Origin of the sequence: Apibacter adventoris, assembly GCF_002964965.1 — a bacterium.
In the GTDB taxonomy this organism is placed as follows: Bacteria; Bacteroidota; Bacteroidia; order Flavobacteriales; family Weeksellaceae; genus Apibacter; species Apibacter adventoris.
This window is the reverse complement of sequence record NZ_PSZN01000003.1, coordinates 113,745-132,335: the sequence shown is the minus strand read 5'-3', so window position 1 is coordinate 132,335 and position 18,591 is coordinate 113,745. Positions and strand designations below refer to the sequence as shown.

At 28.6% G+C, this 18,591-nt stretch carries 18 protein-coding genes and 1 tRNA gene; 11 read left to right on the top strand and 8 right to left on the bottom strand.

Translation table 11 applies throughout. The features are described from left to right. Positions 1 to 36: 36 nt before the first annotated feature. Together C4S76_RS02355 and C4S76_RS02350 are read right to left on the bottom strand one after the other, a co-directional pair. Positions 37 to 1,548 carry an SGNH/GDSL hydrolase family protein gene (locus tag C4S76_RS02355; protein ID WP_105192350.1) on the bottom strand — a complete coding sequence of 504 codons (1,512 nt, stop codon included), beginning with the start codon at positions 1,546 to 1,548 and terminating at the stop codon, positions 37 to 39. A 23-nt stretch (positions 1,549 to 1,571) separates the two neighbouring features. Continuing rightward, on the bottom strand, positions 1,572 to 2,813 hold the full coding sequence (locus C4S76_RS02350) for an OmpP1/FadL family transporter (RefSeq protein ID WP_105192287.1): 1,242 nt from the start codon (positions 2,811 to 2,813) through the stop codon (positions 1,572 to 1,574). Positions 2,814 to 3,053: 240 nt separating this feature from the next. On the opposite strand from C4S76_RS02350, the gene C4S76_RS02345 reads away from it, so the two are divergent. The 7 genes from C4S76_RS02345 (at position 3,054) to C4S76_RS02315 (ending at position 8,666) form a co-directional block, all read left to right on the top strand. Beyond that, positions 3,054 to 3,299, top strand: a complete 246-nt coding sequence (locus C4S76_RS02345) for a FeoA family protein (protein ID WP_105192285.1) — start codon at positions 3,054 to 3,056, stop codon at positions 3,297 to 3,299. A gap of 9 nt (positions 3,300 to 3,308) precedes the next feature. After that, positions 3,309 to 5,342 carry a ferrous iron transport protein B gene (gene feoB / locus C4S76_RS02340; RefSeq protein ID WP_105192283.1) on the top strand — a complete coding sequence of 678 codons (2,034 nt, stop codon included), beginning with the start codon at positions 3,309 to 3,311 and terminating at the stop codon, positions 5,340 to 5,342. A gap of 349 nt (positions 5,343 to 5,691) precedes the next feature. Next, positions 5,692 to 6,918, top strand: a complete 1,227-nt coding sequence (locus C4S76_RS02335) for an isocitrate dehydrogenase (NADP(+)) (protein WP_105192281.1) — start codon at positions 5,692 to 5,694, stop codon at positions 6,916 to 6,918. A 59-nt stretch (positions 6,919 to 6,977) separates the two neighbouring features. Beyond that, positions 6,978 to 7,229 (top strand): type B 50S ribosomal protein L31, encoded by a 252-nt coding sequence (locus tag C4S76_RS02330; RefSeq protein WP_105192279.1) that lies wholly within the window; start codon positions 6,978 to 6,980, stop codon positions 7,227 to 7,229. A gap of 216 nt (positions 7,230 to 7,445) precedes the next feature. Then, a complete protein-coding gene (locus tag C4S76_RS02325) occupies positions 7,446 to 7,757 on the top strand; it encodes a hypothetical protein (RefSeq protein ID WP_105192277.1) in 312 nt (103 codons plus the stop codon). Between the two features lie 76 nt (positions 7,758 to 7,833). Next, positions 7,834 to 8,553, top strand: coding sequence for a bacillithiol biosynthesis deacetylase BshB1 (gene bshB1, locus C4S76_RS02320; protein WP_181044035.1), 720 nt, complete (start codon positions 7,834 to 7,836; stop codon positions 8,551 to 8,553). A gap of 39 nt (positions 8,554 to 8,592) precedes the next feature. Continuing rightward, positions 8,593 to 8,666: transfer RNA gene (locus tag C4S76_RS02315), tRNA-His, on the top strand. 373 nt (positions 8,667 to 9,039) lie between these two features. Here C4S76_RS02315 and C4S76_RS02310 read toward each other — a convergent pair. The 3 genes from C4S76_RS02310 to C4S76_RS02300 all read right to left on the bottom strand — a co-directional run bounded on the left by C4S76_RS02310 (position 9,040) and on the right by C4S76_RS02300 (position 11,480). Then, entirely contained in the window at positions 9,040 to 10,023 is a 984-nt protein-coding gene (locus C4S76_RS02310; protein WP_105192273.1) for an aldo/keto reductase, read from the bottom strand. A gap of 202 nt (positions 10,024 to 10,225) precedes the next feature. Continuing rightward, the gene (locus C4S76_RS02305) at positions 10,226 to 10,459 is read right to left on the bottom strand and encodes an SDR family oxidoreductase (protein WP_221404975.1); all 234 of its coding nucleotides are present in this window, start codon (positions 10,457 to 10,459) and stop codon (positions 10,226 to 10,228) included. Between the two features lie 199 nt (positions 10,460 to 10,658). After that, entirely contained in the window at positions 10,659 to 11,480 is an 822-nt protein-coding gene (locus C4S76_RS02300) for a helix-turn-helix domain-containing protein (RefSeq protein ID WP_105192271.1), read from the bottom strand. 489 nt (positions 11,481 to 11,969) lie between these two features. Here C4S76_RS02300 and C4S76_RS02295 point away from each other — a divergent pair, with 489 nt between their 5' ends. Both C4S76_RS02295 and C4S76_RS02290 read left to right on the top strand, forming a co-directional pair. Next, on the top strand, positions 11,970 to 12,788 hold the full coding sequence (locus tag C4S76_RS02295; RefSeq protein ID WP_105192269.1) for an AraC family transcriptional regulator: 819 nt from the start codon (positions 11,970 to 11,972) through the stop codon (positions 12,786 to 12,788). Positions 12,789 to 13,073: 285 nt separating this feature from the next. Further along, positions 13,074 to 13,886, top strand: coding sequence for a carboxymuconolactone decarboxylase family protein (locus C4S76_RS02290; protein ID WP_105192349.1), 813 nt, complete (start codon positions 13,074 to 13,076; stop codon positions 13,884 to 13,886). 953 nt (positions 13,887 to 14,839) lie between these two features. Here the strand turns inward: C4S76_RS02290 and C4S76_RS02285 are convergent. Genes C4S76_RS02285 through C4S76_RS11885 form a run of 3 tightly spaced genes read right to left on the bottom strand, consistent with a single transcriptional unit; the run spans position 14,840 to position 16,616 of the window. After that, positions 14,840 to 15,592 carry a LytR/AlgR family response regulator transcription factor gene (locus tag C4S76_RS02285; protein WP_105192267.1) on the bottom strand — a complete coding sequence of 251 codons (753 nt, stop codon included), beginning with the start codon at positions 15,590 to 15,592 and terminating at the stop codon, positions 14,840 to 14,842. A gap of 2 nt (positions 15,593 to 15,594) precedes the next feature. Beyond that, positions 15,595 to 16,182, bottom strand: coding sequence for a sensor histidine kinase (locus C4S76_RS11890; RefSeq protein WP_221404974.1), 588 nt, complete (start codon positions 16,180 to 16,182; stop codon positions 15,595 to 15,597). After that, positions 16,179 to 16,616, bottom strand: coding sequence for a hypothetical protein (locus C4S76_RS11885; RefSeq protein ID WP_221404973.1), 438 nt, complete (start codon positions 16,614 to 16,616; stop codon positions 16,179 to 16,181). Before C4S76_RS11885 ends, C4S76_RS11890 begins: the two co-directional genes overlap by 4 nt. A gap of 144 nt (positions 16,617 to 16,760) precedes the next feature. On the opposite strand from C4S76_RS11885, the gene C4S76_RS02275 reads away from it, so the two are divergent. Further along, positions 16,761 to 17,663, top strand: coding sequence for a DUF6268 family outer membrane beta-barrel protein (locus tag C4S76_RS02275; protein WP_105192348.1), 903 nt, complete (start codon positions 16,761 to 16,763; stop codon positions 17,661 to 17,663). Positions 17,664 to 17,723: 60 nt separating this feature from the next. Then, positions 17,724 to 18,422, top strand: a complete 699-nt coding sequence (locus C4S76_RS02270) for a CPBP family intramembrane glutamic endopeptidase (RefSeq protein WP_181044034.1) — start codon at positions 17,724 to 17,726, stop codon at positions 18,420 to 18,422. Positions 18,423 to 18,591: the final 169 nt, after the last annotated feature.

The window sequence follows — 18,591 nt, the reverse complement described above, 5'->3', positions numbered from 1 at the left end:
CATTTCACCTATTTTTTTAATTTATTAATTAGGTTCTCAAGGATATTTTATTCCTTCATATGCATTAGGATCTACATAGGGTAAATTTGATTTATATTTTTTATTAATAGCTTTTATAAATCCATTTGCAATTATAGCGTATCCTCTACTTGTGAAATAAATTCCATCTAAAGAAAAAGCACCACCTGTAATAAATTGGCTAGTATAATTTACCCCATTAAAATTTAGACCAGAATTTTTATTTAAATCATTAATTAAGACATTAGCATCAAAAAAAGCTAAGTTATATTTATCTGAGAGATTCTTTATTATGTTATTAAATTGCATTGTTGCTAAATTTGTTTTCTCTCTTTCTTTCGCTGTAAGAACCCATGAATCTACTAATGGATAAGTTACTCCATTTACCGCTAAACTAGAAGGAATTCCTTCAGAGATAGCTTTTGAATTGATTTGAGCAATACTTCTTAATGCTGTTAAAACAATAAAATCTTCACCAGTTGCCTGTCTAGATTGTCCATATAAAGTCCCCATCAATTCGGCCTGATTTGTAGAAACACCTTTAGAAATTAAAACCATTTTAATTTGAGATTTTAAATCTACTAAATCCTTATCTTTTATCAATAATGGATTAGCTTGCGTAGAGGAATACTTTATTTTTCTTTCCGGATGTTGTAAAAAATCAAAAACATTATTTATAGATTCAAAAGCATTATTCAACTCCTTAATCTGATTAGGGTTGTTTTTTGTTAAATTTTGAGGGGTTAATGGATTATATGGAACAGTGGTAAAAAAAGGACTTGCTGTTACATTGGGTATATTAGCCACTATTCCTTTAGCTCCTTTAGATACTAATTTACTTAATAAAGTATTATATGTAGTTTGAAATGTTGAGACTGAGGTGAGGGTATTACTCCCATCCCCTCCGGACATAGCGTAACCCAATATATCATTATACCCTATCCATAAAGAGAAAAAAGTTGGATCTTGCTTCATAGCATCTTCTAGTATTGAAGTATTAGGTGATGATGCAAATCTTATAAAATAGGGGTTTGCTGCACCTAATGGTAGATTTGTAGGATCACCATATCCTAATGATATTAAATGATATGATTTAGCTCCGGGTACCCCCATATTTTGATAAGGACCTTGTGAATAAATATTCGTTAATGTGGTTATTCCCTTACCTTGTGCTACAGTCGGAGAAAGACCTCCATTTACAATTTCTAAAGATAATTTATTAGAAATTCCTAAAAAAGGAATTCCGCCTAATTCATCTTCCATATAGGGTATGTTAAACATCCCTCCTCCGGCTCTTTTCATTTGTTCTGCTATAATAGCAGGATAAGATTGTTTTTGTCCTTCAATATATAAAGCTCCATCTTTAAAACCTGATGTTAATGATCCTCCTAAAGCTATATATTTAGAAAAATTCGCTTCTCCAGAGTTCACTTCAATATCAGAAACATTTCCTTCCCCATCAAAATCGTTGTTACAAGAGAAAATAATAGCTAAAAAACTAAATAAAAAGGGGGATAAAATTTTTTTCATTGTTTCTTTAAATAGTATAAATTTTAAAAGGCATTCCATGATAACCCTAAACCAACCATGTAGCTACTTGATTTTACCTGTCCATAAAATCCTGCATTATCATTATCTATATTTCTAGATTCTCCAACAAAATAAATTCCTGACAAGTCAATATATAAATTATCTGTCAACTTATAACCTAGTCCTCCGGTTATAGCCTGATTATCCGTACTGGGTGTTTCTGGGTTCCAATATTCATCTTTTACCGGTGATTCGTCATAATAATACCCTAATCTAAAAGCAAGTTTATCTGAAGGCGAATATTCTGTACCTATCCTGTATGCACTACTGTTTTTAAATTTTCTGGGAGATGAAGATATAGTGGGATTATGAGGGTCATTCCCTATTTTATTTTGATAAAATTTAAATGTTAAATCTTTATATTCATGCCATCCGGAAAAATTCCAATCTGAAGATATTGACCAACATTTAGAAATTTTATAAGTTAATCCCAATGTTAATTCTGATGCCAAAGGTATATTTGTATCAAAACGATCTGTAGTAGTTGCAAACTTATCTGTTCCAATTAATGAAGACGGGATATGTAAATAAACATTTCCTTTTCTAGCTTTTATTTTCACTTCAGACCTATAGGATATTCCTACATCTAGTTCTTTTGTAGGTCTAAAATACATACCTAGATTATACCCATACCCGGGAGCACCTCCAGCTTTTAATTTCATACTTCCATTTATATTAGATATAGCCTTTTCTAAATTTGCTGATGCTGTCGCGAAAATATAACCTCCTCCAATACTAAACCAATCTGTTATTTTATACGCTACTGTTGGTTGAATAAAAAATGCTTCTAATTTAATTTTTGTAATTAAATTTTTACCCATCCAATCTTTTCCCCAATCTACACTACTTCCATAAGGGGTAGATACACTTAAACCTACAGATAAATTATCTGTGGCCTTATATGCCGCAGCAAAATTAAAGGGAGGACTAACCGGATTATCTGTTTTTGCTTTGTATAAACTATTAACACTCTGAAATTCAGCTTTTGTTATCACAGCAAACATTCCTCCTGTAATGCTTAATTTAGAAGGAATAAAAGACATTCCGGCAGGATTAAAAAAAACAACACTAGCATCTCTTGTATGTGCACTGGTATGTGCCATGGCTGCTTGGCGTATTCCTTGTAAAGAAACCCTAAAACCTCCTGCTTGTAATAAGTAAAAAGTAATCATAAAACATAGTAAAAAAGATAATCTTTTTTTCATAAATCTGAACTTAGAGTGTGAAAACAAAGCTAAGACTATCTTTTAATATTCATACTAATATTTTGCTCTTATTTTATAATTAAAATAATATACATTAATAATGGATTTATACTATCAATTACATTTTAAAAATATCTATTTTTTTTTTAGAATATTTAATTTAGATTAAATACAAATAATTATATATATTTGCCATCAATTAGTACATTATATATAGTACATATATTTTTAATTTGAATTATGCTTTCTGATAATAAACTTTCCCTTTCCGAGTTGAAGCCCACTCAAATGGCTAAAGTAATTGGCTTCACTGAAGATATTATACCAAATAAAATTTTGGAAATGGGAATTGTTCCAGGAGTATCTGTGAGACTTAAAAGAAAAGCTCCTTGGAACGGTCCGCTATTTTTAGAATACGGCAAAGAAAAAAGTGCGGTTATGTTAAGAAAAGAAGAAGCTAATTGTATATTAATAAAGCTGGAATAAAATAATAAAATGAGTGAAAAAAATATTATTCTTGTAGGGAATCCAAATGCAGGAAAAACCACTCTTTTTAATCAATTAAGTGGATTACACCAAAAAACAGGAAATTATCCGGGTATTACTGTTGAACAAAAAAAAGGAAAATTCAAATATAAAGATGTTAACTATACACTTATAGATTTACCGGGAACGTATAGTTTATGTCCTTCTTCTGAAGATGAAAAAGTAGTCTTAAATGCATTTTCCGACCCTTCAAATTCAGATTACCCTAATCTAATTATTGTTGTTGCCGATGTTCATAATATGAAAAGAAGTCTTTTTTTATATGAACAGGTAATAGATTTAGAAATACCAACCATATTAGCTATTAACCAAATAGATGAAATAGAAAAAGAAGGTATTCTTTTACGAAAAGATAATCTTTCTACTTGTTTTGATACTCCGGTTATACTTATAAGTTCCAGAAAAGGCATAGGTATTAAAGAACTTAAAGAAGCCATACATAATGGCGGAAGTAAAAAAAAACAAAACACTTTCAATTATCCTAAAGAAATAACTGGAGCTATAAATATTATTACCCAGACATTTCATACAAATGATTATTTAGCATGGTTATTTTTATCACAAACCAACTTACAGAATATTCCTGAAAAATACAGAAAAAAAGTATCTGAAGTTATTAAAGAATACAAAATAATACCCAAAAGATTACAAATAAAAGAGACCATATCCAGACATCAATTTATAGATAACTTAATTGAAAAGGTTGTATATAAAGATCCTACATATCAAACCATTACTAATAAGCTGGATAAAGTTTTACTTCATCCTTTTTGGGGATATGTAATATTTTTTGGAATTTTATTTTTGATTTTTCAAGCTTTATTTTTTTTATCAAGCTATCCTCAAGACTGGATTGAAGGTTTTTTTGCAAGTTTTAGCTCCTTTTTATCAGAAAAATTACCTGCCGGACCGTTAACTGAGTTATTAGCAGATGGTTTAATTCCGGGTATTAGTGGTGTGGTAGTTTTTGTTCCGCAAATTGCTATTTTATTTTTCTTCCTTTTATTAATGGAGGAAAGCGGATATATGGCGAGGGTTGTTTTCATTATGGATAGGTGGTTCAGACCTTTTGGTTTAAGTGGAAAAAGTGTGGTTCCACTTTTATCAGGTGCAGCTTGTGCAATCCCTGCAATTATGTCTGCAAGAAATATTGAAAATTCTAAAGAAAGATTAATTACCATTCTTGTAACTCCTTTTATAACCTGTTCTGCAAGATTGCCTATTTATTCCATCATTATAGCATTAATTATACCTAAAGGACATGGTTTATTTAACTTACAAGGAGTAACTATGATGATTATGTATCTATTAGGTGTTATAATGGCCTTTATAGGAGCAGCATTTGCCAATAAGTTTCTTAAATCTACCTATAAAAGCTATCTTATTTTAGATATGCCTAATTACAAAATTCCATTTTGGAGGAATGTATTTTACGGGTTATTTGAAAAATCATGGAGTTTTGTTGCTAATGCCGGTAAAATAATATTAGCCGTCAGTGTTATTTTATGGGTACTAGGTTCCTTTGGTAAGGCTAATAACAAATCTAAAGAAACTTCCTATTTCACAAAAACTACATTAGAAAATTCCTACCTAGGTGCTTTTGGTAAGACTATTGAACCCATATTTGAACCTTTAGGATTTGATTGGAAAATTGATATTGGTATATTATCTTCTTTTGCTGCCCGAGAAGTTTTTGTTGGGACATTAGCTTCCATATACAGTATGGAAGATGACGGGGCTGAAAATTTAAAACTAAAAGAATTAATGAAAAAAGACATAAACCATAATACAGGAAAACCAACATTTAATTTTGCTACTGGTATTTCTATTCTTTTATTTTATGCTTTTGCTATGCAATGTGTAAGTACTCTGGCTATTGTGAAAAAAGAAACAAATTCATGGAAATGGCCTTTTTTACAACTCTTTTTTATGACAGGTATAGCTTATTTTATAGCATTTTTATGTTACCAAATTTTAAAATAATATTCATTTCTATTCTAAATTCAACTTTTATAAGTTAAAAATATAACAATTACCCTGTCATTTTTATTAAAAAAATGATATTCTCATATGATACTAATTATACAATTAAATAAACAAATTGTATGTAAAATCATATTTTAATCAATCGTCTCAAACAGATTTTAAACATTTTATTAATCAGCTATAAACTGATATTTACATAACTTAACCAAAATATTATTTAAAAAAATCTTAAATAATATATAATTTTTAATACAGGTTTTTAATAAATGTTTAATATTTATAAAGTAAATATTTTTTTTTCTATGATGACTCTTATTATATTTGAAGAAATCAATTAAAGGTAATTATGCAAAAAATAAAAGTACTTAACCCTATTGTGGAAATGGATGGTGATGAAATGACAAGAATCATCTGGAAATTCATTAAAGATAAATTGATTCTCCCTTACTTAGATATTGATCTTAAATATTATGATTTAGGAATTGAAAACCGGGATAAAACCAATGATCAGGTCACTATAGATTCAGCAGAAGCAACTAAAAAATATAATGTTGCCGTAAAATGTGCAACTATAACCCCCGACGAAGCACGAGTTAAAGAATTCAACTTAAAAAAAATGTGGAAATCTCCCAATGGTACTATTCGTAACATTGTAGGAGGTACTGTTTTTAGAGAACCCATAATTATGAAAAATGTTCCCAGATATGTTCAGGGATGGACGCAGCCAATAGTTATAGGCAGACATGCTTTTGGGGACCAATATAAAGCTACCGATGTTCTTACCAATGGTCCCGGAAAACTTACCATGACTTTCACTCCTGAAAATGGAGAAGCTCAAACATGGGAAGTATTTGACTTTAAAGATAGTGGGGTTGCTATGTCTATGTATAATACAGATGAATCTATTAAAGGTTTTGCACATTCATCATTTCAAATGGCTTTAACAAAAAAATGGCCTTTGTATCTTTCTACAAAAAATACTATATTAAAAGCTTATGACGGTCGTTTTAAAGATATATTCCAAGAAATTTACGAAAAAGATTATAAAAATAAATTTGAAGAACTAGGGATTACCTACGAACATCGACTAATTGATGATATGGTAGCATCGGCTATGAAATGGAACGGAGGTTTTGTTTGGGCTTGTAAAAATTATGATGGAGATGTACAATCTGATACTGTGGCGCAAGGTTTTGGATCATTAGGACTTATGACTTCTGTTTTAGTAACCCCTGACGGTAAAACTGTTGAAGCAGAAGCTGCTCATGGTACAGTAACAAGACATTATCGTTTATATCAGGAAGGTAAAGAAACCTCAACCAATCCAATTGCTTCGATTTTTGCCTGGACCAGAGGATTAATGCATAGAGGAAAATTAGACAATACTCCTGAAGTAACAAAATTTGCAGAAACTTTAGAAAAGGTTTGTATCGATACGGTAGAATCCGGAAAAATGACAAAAGATTTAGCGCTTTTAGTTAAAGGAAAAGAAATGACAAAAGATGATTATCTAAATACTGAAGATTTTTTAGATATTATAAATGAAAACTTAAAAAATATATTTGAAAAATAAATTACAGTTCTTGTTAATTTAGAAAAAAATTGTATTTTTGCATCTCAAATTTAATAATAATGAAAAAAGACATTCATCCTGAGAACTATAGATTGGTTGTATTTAAAGATATGAGTAATGACGAAATGTTTATTTGCAGATCTACTGCAGAAACTAAAGATACTATAGAATACGAAGGGCAAGAATATCCTTTGATAAAAATGGAAATATCCAGTACTTCCCATCCTTTCTATACAGGAAAAGTAAAATTAGTTGATACTGCCGGTAGAGTAGATAAATTTTTTAATAAATACAAAAATTATAAAAAATAATATTTTTAAAGATATTTTTTACTTAAAGAAAAACAACCCTGATCCTAAATACGGAACAGGGTTACTTTTTTTATAATATTTATTTAAACTTATGGCACAAATATTGACATTAATAAATGCATATTTTTTTAAAAGATATTTATTCTAATTTTATACATTTCCCCCCTAATACATTAACAAAAAACAACTTTATAACTAACAAATGAAATAACAATTATGAAAACAAAACTTTTAATTTTATTTTTAACTATTTTTTCAGTTTTTGGTATAGCACAAGAAAATATGTATAAATATAGTAATGAAATACAATCTACCCCTGAAAAAATAGAAAAAGTGGAATCTCTAATACAACAAACATTCGGAGAGCCATCTTCTCCAGGAATATGGACTTCTAAAAGTGCAGATTACGGATTAATAATAAGAACCAAAGGTAATACATTTACTATAAGAGCCTGGCAAATATCCTCAAATTCAGACATTAAATCTAAAATAGAAAGTTTGATGGCACAGGTTGAATCTCAATTATAAATTATATTTTAAAAATTATTATATAAAAATTTTAGTATTATAATGTATCTTTATATATGAGCATCAATTCTTTATTATGACAAAATTAGATATTCTTGCCATAGGTGCACATCCAGATGATGTAGAGCTTGGTTGTGGAGGTACTTTGGCTAAAATGGTTGCTTCAAATAAAAAAGTAGGAATCTTAGATTTAACCCAAGGAGAGTTGGGTACACGCGGAACATTTGAAACCAGAAAAATTGAAGCTGAAAAAAGTATAGAAATTTTAGGAATTTCTATAAGAGAAAATCTAAAATTTAGAGATGGTTTTTTTATAAATGATGAAAAACATCAACTAGAAATTATAAAAATTATTAGGAAATATAAACCTACTATTATATTGGCTAATGCTATAGCAGACAGGCATCCGGATCATGGAAAAGCTTCTAAATTAGTTTATGATTCTTGTTTCCTTTCGGGATTAAGAAAAATTAAAACGGAAATAAATAACATTGAACAAGAATGTTGGAGACCTAAACACCTCTTTAATTATATTCAGTGGAATGAAGATAAACCTGATTTTATTATAGATATTTCGGAATATTTATACAAGAAAACTGAAGCTTGTATGGCTTACAAAACTCAATTTTATGATCCTAAATCTCAGGAACCAATTACACCTATTACATCCAAAAATTTTAAAAAAAGTATTATTTACAGAGCAGAAAATTTAGGTAGACTTATAGGTACTGATGCCGGAGAAGGGTTTACTTCACCTCAATGGATCGGTCTTAAAGATTTTGAAAATTTTGTTTGAAAATAAAAAATCTATTTATATATTTGCACTCTCAAAACGGTGACCATAGCTCAGTTGGTTAGAGCGTCGGATTGTGGTTCCGAAGGTCGTGGGTTCGAGACCCATTGGTCACCCAAAGCTCTAAAGCCGCTCCTATATTAGGTTTTAGAGCTTTTTACTAAATCACTTCAAAGGTGTAATTACTGAAAACGGCAATGTAAATTACACATGATAACGGAAACAAAATTTGGGTGCTCATACTCTGAAATTTGGGTAAGCCCCTCAGATTGGAAATCGTCTAAGAAGAAAAATCTAACTGCTGACTGGTATGTACAGTGTATTTTTTTGATCCTGCTTTCAATGAATTCCTTTTAATAATAACAGATTTATAATATTATTATCTGAACTTTACTAATAAAATAATTTACATTCATTTAAAATAATATTTTATTTCTATTTTTTCACATTTTTTAATCTTTTGAAAGAAAGTATCTTGTATTCATAAAATTATAACCCTGTTCTTTTTTCAAGTTCTTCCGGATAACGATCTCCTTCTATTTTAATTTTTTCGAGTGCTCTGTTTATTTCTTGTAAAGATTGACTGTTCAAATCGATTTCTACGGCTTTATTATTTTCAAGCATTCGATTTTTTTTAGTTGTACCAGGAATAGGTACAATCCAAGGCTTTTGAGCTAATAACCAGGCTAAAGCTATCTGTGCCGGAGTAGCATTTCTTTCCTGTGCTATTTTTTGAAGTAACTCTATAAGTTTTTGGTTAGCTTGCAGATTTTTTTGTGTAAAACGAGGCACAATACTACGGAAATCTCCCTTTTCAAAAGTTGCATTTTTTTTAATTTCACCGGTAAGAAAACCTTTTCCCAATGGACTAAATGGAACAAGTGCTATTCCTAATTCCTCTAATGTTGGAATAAGTTTTTCCTCTGGCTTTCGCCACCAGAGTGAATATTCACTTTCTACAGCTGTTACGGGTTGAACTCTATGTGCTCTTTTTATAGTTTCAACACCTGCTTCAGATAAACCCCAATATCTTATTTTTCCTTCTTTAATTAAATCTTTCATTGTCATAGCAACTTCTTCAATTGGGGTATTCAAATCAACACGATGTTGATAATATAAATCAATATAATCAGTTCCAAGTCTTTTCAAAGACCCTTCCACTGATTTACGAATATGTTTAGGATTGCTATCCTGTTCCTGCTTACCATTTACTAGCTTAATACCAAATTTAGTAGCTATTACTACTTTATCACGTACAGATGTTAAAGCTTTTCCTACCAGTTCTTCATTTGTATATGGTCCATACATTTCTGCTGTATCAAAAAAATTAACTCCACTTTCATAAGCAGATTTTAAAAGTGATATACTTTCCTTTTCATTTAATATTTGAGTATAAGCATAATTTAGCCCCATACAACCAAATCCTATTGCGGATACCTCTGGTCCACTTTTACCTAATTTTCTTTTTTTCATTTTTTTAAGTTTATTTATAATACTAAGATTATTTATGATTGTTTTTTTAACTATTTTAAATACCTAACATTTTTCTGTTACATATGTCTCCATATAAACTAAAATTTTCACATTCCGTTTTATGACCTAATAACTTTTATTTTTTTTAATTACACGAACTGCAAATTTTATTGCTGAATAAGCCTCACTACCAGGTGATATCTTATACCCTACTACTAAAGAAAAATTTATTATATGTCCTGATTTTTGTTTTTTTCATATAAGGTAAAGCTGCTGCGATTCCATACAATATCTCCTTAATATTTACATCTATCATTCTATCCCAGTCATCAATTTTCAAACAGACCAATGGAGATTGTGGCATTAATCCTGCATTATTTATCATAATATCTGTTTTGCCAAATTTTTCTACTGCTGCTTCCACTAATTTTTTCACCTGATTAGAGTCTGTTACATCTGTAGCCTATGCATAGGCTACCCCTCCCTTTTTAATTAAATATTCTGTAAATTATATTAATTTTATTATATAAAGTAACTTATTATATTATTTTTCAATTCAACACACGAAAGGTACAAATTAAAAATTCTTATCTGTTTTTTCAGAAGCTCAAAAGATTTTGCAAAATCGCTCATTTTTATCTAGAAGGCGGAAAACCATACTGCCGTTTAAATGCAGTAGAAAAATGAGAAAAATTTTTAAATCCCACTTCTAAATACACTTCAGAAACTTTCTTATTTTCGTTTTTCAAAAGATCATAAGCAGTTTTCAAACGTCTTTCGATTAACCATTTTTGTGGAGATAAATCACTTATCTTTTTAAAATCTCTTTTAAATGTAGATAAACTACGTCCTGTAAAATGAGCAATTTCATCAATTGAAAGATTATACATATAGTTATTTTCTAAAAACTCCATAATATCGATTTTCCATATAGCTGTAAAATCAAACAAACAAGTATAAAAATGCTCATCAATTTGTAATAATGAATATACACCTTCTAAAAGTTTAAGCTTCATAAGTTTTTCCATCGGTTTTTCTTCAGAATCAAAATAAGGAATCATTGATTGAAAAAGACTGGTTATGGCAGAACTCTTGGGTAATTTTATAACACTTTGCTTAAGTTTTTCTATATTTTGAGGTATTTTATTTTTATCTAATGACTGATAAAATTCACGTAAAAAATTACGATTAAAAACCATAAATATTCCACTGAACTTTTCTTTACCATTAGGCTGTTTAATCATATTTACCCGGTTATCTTTTTTTAAAAAAACACACTCTCCTTTATGTATTTTTATTGTATTTTTTTCTTCTAACAACAATAATTCTCCTGAATATACAAATACTAACATATGATCTTTTATCATATTTCTACAAATACGTTCATTATTAAAATAATATGAAAAAAAAATATTTGAATAACTAAATTTTAGTGCATCATTATGAGTGTTTTCCATGTTTATAATATTTATTTTATTAGGTAATATGCAGAGAGATACTTTTAATTATTAATTTTTCTATATTATATAAAAAGAATTTAACTTTTTATCCAATTACAATATACAAAATATTGAAATTTATGGAAGACTTCTAACATTTACTAACGAATTAACAAAATAAATTTTCTTTTTCAATTTTTCTATTTCAACGATAATAAAATCCTAATTCTGTGAATGATATATTTTCATTCAGTTCATATATAAAGTAAAAATAAGTAAATTTTTAGCTATTTGTTTTCCTATAGAGCTCAATATAATTTTCATTAAAAGTTCAAAAAGATATCATGTTAAAAACTAAAAACTTAATATTTTAAATATTTTTTTTAAATTATTTACAACTTCCTTTCGTAAGTTATAAAATATTATTTATTAATATTAGGTGTTATTGATATAAATTCAGTATAACATACAAATACTGAATTGAAAGTTTTTCATTAAATTTGAACTATGTTGAAAGAATACTCCATCTCTGATATACTTGATTTACCTTCTCAACATATTCCATATTTTGTAGGAACATTTGAAAATACTGAAGATGCTGAATTAGACTGGCCTCATCGTCATAATTTTTACTCCTTAGTCTGGTTTACCCAAGGCAATGGGTTTTATGTTATTGATATGCAGGAATATGAAATAGTCCCTAATCGATTGTTTTTAGTCTATCCGAAACAAATTCATAATTGGAACTATTCGGAAAATTGTAAAGGATATATTTTATTATGCGATCCCACCTTGGTTTTAGAGCTTAATTTAACCTCTATTGCTTCTTACTTAGATATAACATATAACAAATTATTTATTGAAAATATATTTACAAATTTATTAAAAGAAAAAAAACGTAATGACCATTTGACATATGAGAGTATTAAAGCGGGAATTTTATATCTTCATTCTGTTTTAAAAAGAGTTGCAGAAGAAAGTCAAGTAGTTAGAACGGTTGTAAATAAAACAATAAATAAATTAAACCAAATAATTTTTGAAGACCCTTACTGTATTAAAATTGAAAGATATGCAGAGAAAATCGGAATGCCAATTGAAAATTTAAATATTCTATGTAAAAATATTACCGGAATTTCTGTAAAACAATATATATTAGATATTAAAGTAACTGAAGCAAAACGTTTATTGATCTATACTTCTAACAATATAAGCGAAATAGCTTTTTCACTAGGCTTTGAAGATAGTTCCTATTTCGCTCGTATTTTCAAAAAAAGAACTACCCTATCTCCTACTGAATTTTTAAAAAAGTACCGAAAACACTTATAAAAATCCTATAATATATATTTCTGATCCCACTAATTTTGTATTTGTAAATTAAAAACAGATATTAAATAAATAATCTGGAAATTGTGCAAAACAATTTTTGTCTTTTTATATCAATTAAATCAAAAGGAGCAAAGATTTTAATAGATGAAAATGTAAAAAAATCTGATCTTTTATGTAAGTTAAAAACAAAAGAAAAAATTTTACTAGCATTCAAATAAAATATGTAAATCAACAAATATGAAATCATACATTTTTATATTTTTAACACTTATAAATATTACAATAATGAACTCACAACCCAACAAAACTTCAGAGAAATATAACAAAGGCTGGAATAAGTTAAAAGAAATAGATGGAGAAGCAGGAGAAAAAGTGGTGAATGGATTAAAAGATATTTCACCTGAACTCAGCAGGTTTATTATAGAATATTCTTTTGGAGAAGTCTATAGCCTTACTACTTTGGATAATAAATCTAAAGAAATCGTTGCCATTTCGTCTTTAATTGCACAAGGTGCTATTCCTGAACTAAAAGTTCATCTAAATGGAGCTTTAAATACCGGAAGTACTATTAATGAAGTTAAAGAAATTATTTTACAAATGTCTGTTTATTGTGGATTTCCGAAATGTATAAATGGAATGAAAGCTTTGAGGCAAGTTTTAGAGGAAAGAAAAGCCTTAGGCATTATTGATAAAGAAGGAAAAACAGCATCGACAAATACCACTATTGATAAATACACTTTAGGAGCTAAATTTTTAGCCATTTTAAAAGATAATCAAGAGCAAATTCTAAAGGAAAATTTCCAAAATTTATCTCCAGAATTAGTCAGACTTACTATTGAATATGGATACGGAGATATCTTCTCTCGTGACAATTTGGATAAAAAGTATAGACAGATCTCAACAATTTCGGCTTTAGCTACTTTAGGTAATGCACAACCCCAATTAAAATTTCATATTGAGGCAGGTTTAAATATTGGATTGACTGTTGATGAAATAAAAGAGATCATGTTAATGATGACAGTTTATGCAGGTTTTCCGGCATCTATTAATGGTACAAACTCTTTAAAAGAAGTTATACAAGAACACAAAAATCAATAAGTAAAAAACATATAATAATTCTAATATATGTTAATTATCAGCAATATAATTAAAATATTTTTTAATTGAAAATAAATTGATCTTTATATTTAAATTTAATATTAAAATGTTTTATTTCTTATAATTAAGAGTAGAGTTATGAACAATTTTCAGTAAATTAATTTTCAGTGTTTAAAACTAAATAGTCCTGATATTTCACTAGAATACAGGACTTTTATTTTGTTTTAAAATTTATTGTGATATAAGACAGTAATTAAACAAATTAAATTTATTTTTCTATAACCAGTTATAAAAGGATTAAATCAAATTAGGAAAATATTATTTGCATTTTATTTGAAATATTCAAATTATTTTAATCTAAAAAACATACAGAAATGAATGCACAAGATAGTATTATCAGATACATAACTAAACTTTAATTTATTAAACCCAAAATATATATTAATGTTTGTTTTTATAAAATAATTATATCATGAAAAATTAGATGCTTTCTAAAACTAAATGTTTTATTTTTTGATATTAATGAAACTGTTTTAAATACTGATATCCTCAAATCTTTTCTCAATATTATGATTGACAAGTTATTTATGATTTATGGTTTACGAAATTATTACATTATTTTTTAGTTTCTACAGTTACTAAAACTTATAAAAGCTTTAAATTAATAGCACTTGATGTTTTAAAAACAGTATTATCTAAAATTAATAAGTTTTGATATTAGACAAAAAACTGCAAAGCAGAATTCGACTACACTAAAATATTCTGAAATTAAACAAAACTCATATGGAGTTGGTATTCATAGAAACGTTTAATCCGTATGAACAAGAGGTAAATAAAATTTATCTGTTGAATAACAGATGTTTAAAGATAGGAAAGTCAACAATGATAATAATTTTGTGTTTCCATTATTTCAAATAGCTATATTACAAATAGATAACATAATATTTAGAATCTCATTTACTTATCAAATTTTTATATACCACAGTGTTTAAAAGTTTCTCTCGTCTTGGCTTCGCAATAGGTAGAAGACTGCCATTAATAAGAACCTGTCCTCCCGATATTTTATGAATATGAGATATATTTATCAAGTACGATCGGTGTATCCTGAAAAAATAATCTTGAGGTAGGATTTCTTCCAAAGAAGCCATTGTCTGATGTATTGTTAATACCTTATTCGTAAAATACAATTTCACATAATTCTGCATTCCTTCGGCATAAAGAATATCTTCCCATGCAATTCGTTGAAAAGCATCTCCTTGCCGAACATACATATTTGTCCTCACTCCCTCTTGTTCATTTTGCAATATCTCTTGAGATCGAAACATATCCTGAGCTTTCGATATAGCTTGAAAGAAACGCTGAAATGCAATTGGTTTCAAGAGATAATCAACGACATTAAGTCTGAAGCCATCAAGTGCATACTCAGAATAAGCGGTAGTGATTATCGTTAACGGAGGTTTCCCAAGTGATTCTAAGAACTCTAACCCTGAAAGATGAGGCATATTAATATCCAAAAACATCAGATCGATCTTTTTCTTTTTGAATATCTCAGCTGCTTCTAATGCTGATGAACATGTATCAGTAACTTCCATAAAATCTATTTTGCTTATATAATTCTCAATTCCTTTTATCGCAATAGATTCATCATCAACCACTAAACAGCTTAGTTGAGTTTGTATTGTATTTTTTGAGATTAGTTCAGTCATTTTTATATATTAATAATAATTTTGGTATGGTATGTAGCCTCTGTTTCTTTTACAGACAAGTTATATTTTCCAAAATATAGAATTTCCAATCGTTGTTTTATATTTTTTAAACCTAAACCTCCTACGTTCTTTTTCTTTGTGGATAATGTGGACTTAGAGTTTTCCACATTTAGGGAGATTGTATTCTCTTTTTGCTCAAAGTCAATATTGATATATCCTTTTTCAAAACCGGACTTCGATACATGCTTAAATGCGTTTTCGATAAATGTGATAAACAACAATGATGGTATCTCCATTTGAGGTTTTTCTATTTCCCAAGAACTAGAAACTGTTAATTTATCTTCCCAACGAAACTCTTCAACCGCAATATAATCTTTCAGGAATTGAATATCTTGCTCCAATGTTATTTGCTTGTCTCCATTATATAGTTGATAACGCAAAATTTCGGAATATTTAATCAACAGATTAGATGCCAATTTTACATTTGTCTGCATCAATATATGGATATGGTTCAATACATTGAACATAAAATGCGGAGTAACTTGGTGTTGTAAAGATCGAAGCTGGTACTCGATAAGTGTTCGTTTCAACTTTGTATTTTCCTGAAAAAACGTAGTCCACAAATGCATAAATTGATCAAAATTCCTGACGAGAGAAAGATAAGTATATAAAAGTTAGGAAGATCATCCATATTGAAATATATCGATAGAGGAAAAACTCCTTCTTTCTCTAAAAAAGTGAAAAAATATTGATATAAGGTGAAAATTATACCTGTAATGATTGAAATACCTAAAAACTGAAGGATGAAGACCACTGTTGTTTTTTGCTTCATTGCCCTCTGTAATAATGTCTCGCTTAGATATTTTACAAATGGGAAAACAGATAACATTGCCAAAACTGGATATAATGTAGCTTCAATCAAAGACTCTGTTTGTGGAATGATCTGTAACCACATAACAAAAGTTACAATTACCCAAAAGATAAGAATAATGTAATTCTCTATTATATAGTTTTTTATTCTCATACTACAAATTTAACGCATTAACTGACAGGTCTATTATCATTCGTCAAAGGCAACTCAATGATTCGTCAAAAAAAATCGTAATAACATTCTAAAAAAATGAATTTTGATGAAACAGAATCAAATTATTCATTAAAAAAACTCAATATGAAAAAGATATTAGTTATTGCATTTATACTTATTGGATATACTAACATAAATGCACAAATCATGTTTAAAACGGAATATTTCGGTAAATCCGGTTACCGTATGACAGAAGGAGATCGAGATGAAAAGATCGGAAATAGCAAAGGTTCAGCAACAGTATATCAGGGAGGTATTAATATTCCATTGTCTGTGAGTCTAAATGATAAGAACCGTCTAAAGATGTGGTCTATTAGTGCAGGAGGAGCTTATGCAAAACTTGATAACAAAAATTTTACAGAGCCTTTAGTCATCGATGAAATTATGAATATGGGGCTAAGTCTTGATCATCTTCGTCCATTAAATGACAAATGGTCTATGATGGCAAGTGTTGGCGGAGGTATTTATATGCCAAGTACCCAATTTTCCAAAATCCGATTAAAAAATGTACTTGGAAATGCTTCTGCTATTTTTATTTATCATTTTAAACCAAATCTTGAACTCGGTTTAGGTATATCTATGAATAATTCTTTCGGCTATCCAATGGTATTTCTTGCTTTTTATTTTAATTGGACTGCCGAAGGGAAATATGCTGTAAAGATATCAATGATGGACGGCTTAGAAATGTCAGCAGGATATAACGTCAACAAATATTTAAGCCTAAATATTGTAGCCGAAATGAATGGACAAATGGCTTTTATAGAACAAGATGGAAAAGATAAGATATTCTCACACCAATATATTGTAGCAGGATTCCGTCCCGAAATAAAGATAGGCAAACAGATTTTTATACTCATTACAGCTGGTATTAGTGCAATACGCCCAGCTGAGATAACGAATAGAAACATAAAAAGCATGTTTCAGGATAAAGAATATTATTTTCAAATAGCTCCTTATGTTTCAGCAGGGCTAAATATAGGATTTTAGGGTATGAAAAAATTTATAGCCAATCATTTAATTTCTTTATATAGTCTATTAAATATCTGTTTGGTATTAGCGATTACGGTAATCTATTCCTTAGATGAAGTACCACAACAATGGGCTCCTGCCTTTTTTGCGATTTGTCTGACCTATTTAGCGAATGGTCGAATTGGAATTAAAGAATTATTATCTAAACTCGCTCTCAAAAAGGTTGATCTCAGATGGAATATATTAGCTTTCATTATCCCCTTTGTTATATGTGTAATTTGTTTTTTGATAATATGCTTTATAAAACATCATAGGTTGATATGTCCAACTTTACATCATTCTTTAGGTATGTATTCTTTATACCTACTCTTGATTATCTTGTGCAGTATTGGAGAAGAAATAGGATGGAGAGGTTTTATGTTACCCATACTTCTGAGAAAACATTCGTATTTAATTTCAAGTATTCTTATTGGTATATTTTGGGGCGTTTGGCACTTACGATTTCAAGCAGGAATTTTCGTTTTTTTAATATACATACTATTAACCACAGAACTTTCTATTATTATCAGTTGGTTATATCTAAAAACAAAAGGAAATATAGTCGCTGCTATCATAATACATTCATCATTTAATCTATGTGCCTTATTACTATTTGAAGAAATTGTTATCAATATATCTCAAAATATAAAATTGATAGAAATGCTATATTTAAGTCTTGTTGGTTTGTTTATGCCATTCTGTATTTACATCGTAATAAAAATGAGAAAATACAAGTAAAAAAGAAAAACATATGTCAAGATTATTCTTTACTAAAACCTTGCTTTTATTATTCTCTTTTTAAAAAAATGGTTTATCAGTTGAAAAGAAAAAATAATATTCAAACTAACAGATATGTGTTCTTGACTTCGTTTGTCTACAAAAATGTTACTTTGGTCTATATAAAAAA

Excerpts from the sequence above, each read along its gene's own strand:
- C4S76_RS02355 (WP_105192350.1), bottom strand. The coding sequence starts at position 1,548 with ATGAAAAAAATTTTATCCCCCTTTTTATTTAGTTTTTTAGCTATTATT.
- C4S76_RS02350 (WP_105192287.1), bottom strand. The coding sequence starts at position 2,813 with ATGAAAAAAAGATTATCTTTTTTACTATGTTTTATGATTACTTTTTAC.
- C4S76_RS02345 (WP_105192285.1), top strand. The coding sequence starts at position 3,054 with ATGCTTTCTGATAATAAACTTTCCCTTTCCGAGTTGAAGCCCACTCAA.
- feoB (WP_105192283.1), top strand. The coding sequence starts at position 3,309 with ATGAGTGAAAAAAATATTATTCTTGTAGGGAATCCAAATGCAGGAAAA.
- C4S76_RS02335 (WP_105192281.1), top strand. The coding sequence starts at position 5,692 with ATGCAAAAAATAAAAGTACTTAACCCTATTGTGGAAATGGATGGTGAT.
- C4S76_RS02330 (WP_105192279.1), top strand. The coding sequence starts at position 6,978 with ATGAAAAAAGACATTCATCCTGAGAACTATAGATTGGTTGTATTTAAA.
- C4S76_RS02325 (WP_105192277.1), top strand. The coding sequence starts at position 7,446 with ATGAAAACAAAACTTTTAATTTTATTTTTAACTATTTTTTCAGTTTTT.
- bshB1 (WP_181044035.1), top strand. The coding sequence starts at position 7,834 with ATGACAAAATTAGATATTCTTGCCATAGGTGCACATCCAGATGATGTA.
- C4S76_RS02310 (WP_105192273.1), bottom strand. The coding sequence starts at position 10,023 with ATGAAAAAAAGAAAATTAGGTAAAAGTGGACCAGAGGTATCCGCAATA.
- C4S76_RS02300 (WP_105192271.1), bottom strand. The coding sequence starts at position 11,480 with ATGGAAAACACTCATAATGATGCACTAAAATTTAGTTATTCAAATATT.
- C4S76_RS02295 (WP_105192269.1), top strand. The coding sequence starts at position 11,970 with ATGTTGAAAGAATACTCCATCTCTGATATACTTGATTTACCTTCTCAA.
- C4S76_RS02290 (WP_105192349.1), top strand. The coding sequence starts at position 13,074 with ATGAACTCACAACCCAACAAAACTTCAGAGAAATATAACAAAGGCTGG.
- C4S76_RS02285 (WP_105192267.1), bottom strand. The coding sequence starts at position 15,592 with ATGACTGAACTAATCTCAAAAAATACAATACAAACTCAACTAAGCTGT.
- C4S76_RS11885 (WP_221404973.1), bottom strand. The coding sequence starts at position 16,616 with ATGAGAATAAAAAACTATATAATAGAGAATTACATTATTCTTATCTTT.
- C4S76_RS02275 (WP_105192348.1), top strand. The coding sequence starts at position 16,761 with ATGAAAAAGATATTAGTTATTGCATTTATACTTATTGGATATACTAAC.